Here is a 6091-nt window from a genome sequence, read left to right as displayed (position 1 = left end):
CGCTATTCTAGCGTGTCTGGAGCATCTGTCAACACAATTTTTCGATGGCGATCAAAATTATCGCGCGTTGCAGGTTCCGGGCATCAGGCGCCGATCGGCTCCGCACGCTTTGCCGCGAAATTCCAGCGCAGCGCTTCACCCGTGTCGACGCGGGCGGGCAGCAAACCGGCCGCGAGGAACGTATCGGCGATCTTCTGCTGCTCACCGAAGTTCTGCGTGGCCACGGTGCGCACGAGATAGCTGCGTCGCGCGTTCGCGCGCTCGATCGTCTTCGCGTCGAGTCCCCAGATCGGGGCGAGGGTATTGGCGGCCTCCTGCTGATGTTCGCGCAGCCAGGTGCCGGCTTGCGACAACTGGTCGAACACGATCTGGATGACGTCGGGGCGGGCGGCGGCAAAGCTGCTTGACGCAAGGTAATAGCGTTGGTACGACGCAAGCCCGTCGCCGTCGGCAAGAATCCGCACGTCGGGATTCGCGTCGACCGATGCGACATACGGATCCCACGTGATCCATGCATCGACGCTGCCGCGCTCGAACGCCGCGCGGCCGTCGGCCGGCGTCAGGTAGTGGATTGCGGCGTCGGCGGGGGTGAGCTTTGCGCGCGCGAGTGCGGCAAGCAGCAGGTAGTGGCTGCCGGCTGCCTTCGTGACGGCGATGCGCTTGCCCCTGAGATCGGCGAGCGTGCGCAGCGCGCTGTCGCGCTTGACGATGATGGCCTGCGCTTTCGGTGACGGCGCTTCCTGCGCGACGTATACGAAGCGCGCATGCGCGGCCTGCGCGAAGACGGGAACGGTGTCGGCCACGTCGGCACTGAAATCGACCGCGCCGACGTTGAGCGCTTCGGTCAGCGGCAAGCCGCTCGCGAATTCATGCCACGACACGCGCAGGCCGAGCGTCGCAAGCGACTGCTCCAGCGTGCCGCGCGTCTTGAGCAGTGTAATGAGCGTCGACGATTTCTGGTATCCGATGCGCAACGTGGAGGGTGCGTTCTCGGCGTGCGTCCGGATGCCGGCGACGCTCAGGCCGGCGGCCAGCATCGCGCGCGCGAACGCGCGGCGGTTCATCGACGTCATGGGGTGGTTCCTCGTCGGGTTCGTTGAAAGCGAGGCGGCTAACGTACCAACGGGGAGGGCAATCGATAACCGATTAATTCTGCTATCGATCGGAGTGGCGGGCATATGGCGTGGCACAGTACGCGCAATGTGCGGCCGGAAATGAAAAAAGGCCGGCTAGAAGCCGACCTTTTCAAAAACAGATGGTGCCCAGGAGAGGACGCGGTCACACGAGCGCGACCCCGGCTGCGCTTGCAAGCGCAGCCTTTCGAGTCCTCGCGCAACGCGCGCAGGCGCTTTGCTTCCTGGGCCTGAAAAAGAAAAAGGCCGGCAGAAGCCGACCTTTTTTAAATAAGTGGTGCCCAGGAGAGGACTCGAACCTCCACGATGTTGCCACCGCTAGGACCTGAACCTAGTGCGTCTACCAATTCCGCCACCTGGGCACGTTTTGCAGTAGCTGCTTGCTGCAAAGAAGCGAAATTATAGCGCCCCAATTAATCGTGTCAACACTTTTTTGCGATGCACCGCAAACCGGTCGCCGCGGCGCCTGCACGCGGCATTCGCGTCATTTGGCGGCACAGGCGGGTGATAGAATGATCCGCCGCCGTCACTATAGAACTGTCTGACGGACACTTCTATGTTGATGCCGTGCACCATCAGTCAACGCAACGAGAACAATCATCGACAAACCCTTGAGCAAATATCCGTACCCCATTCCGAGCCGTGAAGAGATTCTCGGCGTGCTGCGTACGAGCGACGCGCCGCTGGCAGCCAACGACATCGCCGAAGCGCTGTCGATCAAGCGTCAGGAGCGCGAGGGGTTCTTCCGGCGTGTCGCCGCGATGGAACGCGACGGCCAGATCCGCCTCGACAAGCGCGGCCACTACCAGCTCACCCATCCGTCGAACTTCGTTGCCGGCCGCGTGCAGGGCCATCGCGACGGCTACGGGTTCGTGATCCGCGACGACGGCCAGGACGACCTGTTCCTGCCGAACGGCGAAATGCAGAAGGTCATGCACAACGACCGCGTGCTCGCGCGGATCGTCGGCTACGATCGCCGCGGTCGCCCGGAAGGGCACGTCGTCGAAGTCACCGAGCGCGCGAACAAGCGCGTGATCGGCCGCCTGCTCAACGAGAACGGCGCGCTGATCGTCGCCCCCGAAGACAAGCGCATCGGCCACGACATCCTGATCACGCAGAACGTGAAGAAGGCGAAGGTCGGGCAGGTCGTCGTCGTCGAACTGACCGACTTCCCGAGCCGCCATTCGCAGCCGCTCGGCCGCGTCGTCGAAGTGCTCGGCGACATCGACGATCCGGGCATGGAAATCGAGATCGCCGTGCGCAAGTACGGCGTGCCGCACGAATTCAGCCAGCCGGCGCTCGACGAAGCCGCCGCGCTGCCGGACAAGGTACGGCCGACCGACCTGCGCTTCCGCGTCGACCTGCGCGACGTGCCGCTCGTGACGATCGACGGCGAGGATGCCCGCGACTTCGACGATGCCGTCTACTGCGAGCCGACCAAGGTCGGCCGCGGCGACGGCTTCCGCCTGATCGTCGCGATCGCCGACGTGTCGCACTACGTGCAGCCGGGCAGCGGGCTCGATGCCGACGCGCTCGAGCGCAGTACGTCGGTCTACTTCCCGCGCCGCGTGATCCCGATGCTGCCGGAGAAGCTGTCGAACGGCCTCTGTTCGCTGAACCCGCAGGTCGATCGCTGCGTGCTCGCGTGCGACATGGTGATTACCGCGCGCGGCGAGATCAAGGCGTACCAGTTCTATCCGGCCGTGATCCATTCGGCCGCGCGACTCACGTACACCGAAGTCGCGGCCGTGCTGTCGAACACGAAGGGGCCGGAGGCCGCGCGCCGCGCGGACCTGCTGCCGCACCTGCAGGATCTGTACGGCGTCTACAAGGCGCTGTTCGCCGCACGCCAGAAGCGCGGCGCGATCGACTTCGACACGACCGAGACCTACATCGTCTGCAACTCGCAAGGCAAGATCGAGCAGATCGTCCCGCGTCAGCGCAACGATGCGCACAAGCTGATCGAGGAATGCATGCTGGCCGCGAACGTGTGCGCGGCCGATTTCCTGAAGCGCCACAAGCACCCGGGCCTGTACCGCGTGCACGCGGGGCCGACGCCGGAGAAGCTCGAGAACCTGCGCGCGTTCCTGCGCGGGATGGGCCTCTCGCTCGGCGGCGGCGACAAGCCGCATGCGAGCGACTACGCGGCGCTGATGGCGCAGATCCGCGACCGGCCCGACGCGCAGATGCTGCAGCCGATGCTGCTGCGCTCGATGCAGCAGGCCGTCTACAGCCCGGACAACATCGGTCACTTCGGTCTCGCGTACGAGGCGTACGCGCACTTCACGAGCCCGATCCGCCGCTATCCCGACCTGCTCACGCACCGCGCGATCTACGCGATCCTGTCCGGCAAGAAGTACGTGCCGAAGGCGCCGGACGGCTTCGAGCTGAACACCGCGCTGTCGCCGCGCGCCCGCGCGATGCAGCAGGCCGACGACGAAGCGCGCGGCCGTTCGCGCTCGAACACGGCGATCTGGGAAGAACTCGGCCTGCACTGCTCGGCGAACGAGCGCCGTGCCGACGAAGCGTCGCGCGACGTCGAGGCCTGGCTCAAGTGCTACTTCATGCGCGACAAGCTCGGCGAGGAGTACGGCGGGATGGTGAACGGCGTCACGTCGTTCGGCATCTTCGTGCAGCTCGATACGCTGTTCATCGAAGGGCTCGTGCACGTCACGGAACTCGGCTCGGACTACTTCCAGTACGACGAGATCAAGAACGAGCTGCGCGGCGAGCGCACGGGCATCCGCTATCGCCTGTCGGATCGCGTGCGCGTGCAGGTGAGCCGCGTCGATCTCGACGCACGCAAGATCGACTTCCGCCTCGTGCGCGACACGCCGGTGAAGGCGCCGCGTCCGGCACCGGCGCCGGCTGTTGCCGGCAACGGTAACGATCGCGGCGGCCCGCGCGTGCGCGCGTTGCCGCCGGTGGAGGACGCCGCGCCGCGCCGCAAGAAGGCGGCCAGCGCACCGACCGTTGCGGTGAAGGAGGCGCGCGCCGCACGGGCTGCGAAGAAGAAGGGCGGTGCGGCGGCGAAGACGGCCGCGAAGAAGGTGCACGCCCGCAAGAAGTATTGAGCGTTCGGGGCGCGCACGCGCACGCCCTTGCAGTATCGAGAGACGCCGCGCTTGACCGGTCACCGGCCGGCAACGCGGCGCTTTCCTTTTCCATGGATCGCGGCTGCGCACGTCGCGCGGCCGCACGTTTGATCGAAGGTTGTTCCAGTCATGTCTCGTCTGAAGGTTCTTTACGGTTTTCATGCGGTGACCGCACGTTTGCGGCACGATGCGTCGACGGTTGCGGAGGTGCTGTACGACCAGACGCGCCGCGACCGCCGCATGCAGGACTTCCTGCACGCCGCGAAGGAAGCGGGCGTGCGGCTGATTGCGGCCGATGAAACCCGCCTGTGGGGCCTCGCGCATACCGAGCGCCACCAGGGCGTCGTTGCGCGCGTCGAGGATGTCCCGCTCGCACAGAACCTGTCCGAGCTGCTCGACGGCATCCAGGGCCCGGCGCTGCTGCTGGTGCTCGACGGCGTCACCGATCCGCACAACCTCGGCGCATGCCTGCGTGTCGCCGATTCGGCCGGCGCGCATGCGGTGATCGCGCCGCGCGACCGCGCGGTCGGCCTGAACGCGACCGCGGCGAAGGTCGCGAGCGGCGCGGCCGACACGGTGCCGTACATCACGGTCACGAACCTCGCCCGCGCGCTGCGCGAGCTGAAGGACGCGGGCGTGTGGGTCATCGGTACGTCGGACGAGGCGTCGGGCACGCTGTACGACACGAAGCTCGACGGTCCCGTCGCCATCGTGATGGGTGCGGAAGGCGAAGGCATGCGCCGGCTCACGCGCGACACCTGCGACGAAGTGATGAGCATCCCGATGGCCGGCAGCGTGGAAAGCCTGAACGTGTCGGTCGCGAGCGGCGTGTGCCTGTATGAAGCGGTGCGGCAGCGGCGCGTGAAGGGCTGATACACGGGCTGACGCGCGCGGTCTCGCGCGCTGCGCGTGCCGCGACTACGCGCGGCACGCGCCTCCCGGAACTCGCGAACATGACCCTGTTTCGCCTCGGCGCATCGTGCGCCATCCTCGGCCTGCTGGCCGCCTGCACGTCGCCGTCACTGGTCGGGCGCGGCACTTACTACGCCGACACGAGCTTGCACGCACGCGGCGCCGATTCGCGGATCCGCTTTCTCGTGATGCATTACACCGAAAGCGACGAAGCGAAATCGCTGCGCACGCTGACGGGCGATTCGGTCAGCGCGCACTACGTCGTGCCGCCGCAACCGCGCATCGAACGCGGGATGCCGGTGGTCTACCAGCTCGTGCCCGAATCGGAACGCGCATGGCAGGCGGGCATCAGCGAATGGCAGGGCACGACCGAGCTCAACGCAGCGTCGATCGGCATCGAGAACGTGAATCGCGGCCCGCTCGATCCGCAAAACCGCACGTGGCAGCCGTATCCGCCCGAACAGGTCGAGGCGCTGATCCGTCTGTCGAAAGATGTCGTCGCGCGCTACCGGATTCCGCCGACGCGCGTGGTCGGGCACAGCGACATCGCGCCGCAACGCAAGATCGATCCGGGGCCGCTGTTCCCGTGGCATGCGCTCGCGCAAGCCGGTGTCGGCGCGTGGCCGGACGATGCGACCGTGGCCGCCCGGCTCGGCGGCCGCGATCCGCACGCGCTCGTCGACGTGCGCGAACTGCAGCTGAAGCTCGCGCGCTACGGCTACGACGTGCCGGCCGACGGCGTGCTCGACACCCGCACGCGACGCGTGTTCGCGGCGTTCCAGATGCATTTCCGGCCGGCCGACTATGCGGGCGATCCGGACGCCGAAACCGATGCGATCGCGCAGGCGCTGCTCGACAAGTATTTCTCCGCCACGCCGCCGGCGGGCGACGCATCCGCCACCGGCGCGCCGTGATCGCCGGCACCCCACCGAAAATGCCCGGGTCGTCTCC

The 6091-nt window shown here is 66.8% G+C and carries 4 protein-coding genes and 1 tRNA gene; 3 read left to right on the top strand and 2 right to left on the bottom strand.

Features of this window, described 5'->3' with window-relative positions:
* Positions 1-83: 83 nt before the first annotated feature.
* The gene (locus tag U4012_RS15900) at positions 84-1073 is read right to left on the bottom strand and encodes an aliphatic sulfonate ABC transporter substrate-binding protein (RefSeq protein ID WP_321799795.1); all 990 of its coding nucleotides are present in this window, start codon (positions 1071-1073) and stop codon (positions 84-86) included.
* Positions 1074-1408: 335 nt separating this feature from the next.
* Positions 1409-1495, bottom strand: a tRNA-Leu gene (locus tag U4012_RS15895).
* A 249-nt stretch (positions 1496-1744) separates the two neighbouring features.
* Here U4012_RS15895 and rnr point away from each other — a divergent pair.
* The 3 genes from rnr to U4012_RS15880 all read left to right on the top strand — a co-directional run bounded on the left by rnr (position 1745) and on the right by U4012_RS15880 (position 6054).
* Positions 1745-4207: a ribonuclease R gene (gene rnr / locus U4012_RS15890; protein WP_044845082.1), complete on the top strand. Its 2463-nt coding sequence runs from the start codon at positions 1745-1747 to the stop codon at positions 4205-4207.
* A 150-nt stretch (positions 4208-4357) separates the two neighbouring features.
* A complete protein-coding gene (gene rlmB, locus U4012_RS15885; RefSeq protein ID WP_044845081.1) occupies positions 4358-5101 on the top strand; it encodes a 23S rRNA (guanosine(2251)-2'-O)-methyltransferase RlmB in 744 nt (247 codons plus the stop codon).
* A gap of 80 nt (positions 5102-5181) precedes the next feature.
* Complete coding sequence (locus U4012_RS15880) at positions 5182-6054, top strand: N-acetylmuramoyl-L-alanine amidase (RefSeq protein ID WP_321799793.1); 873 nt, start codon at positions 5182-5184, stop codon at positions 6052-6054.
* The last annotated feature ends 37 nt before the right edge of the window (positions 6055-6091 follow it).

The organism is Burkholderia sp. BCC1988 (assembly GCF_905339895.1).
GTDB lineage: Bacteria > Pseudomonadota > Gammaproteobacteria > Burkholderiales > Burkholderiaceae > Burkholderia.
The sequence above is the reverse complement of the archived record's forward strand: the minus strand, read 5'-3'. Positions and strand labels throughout refer to the sequence as shown.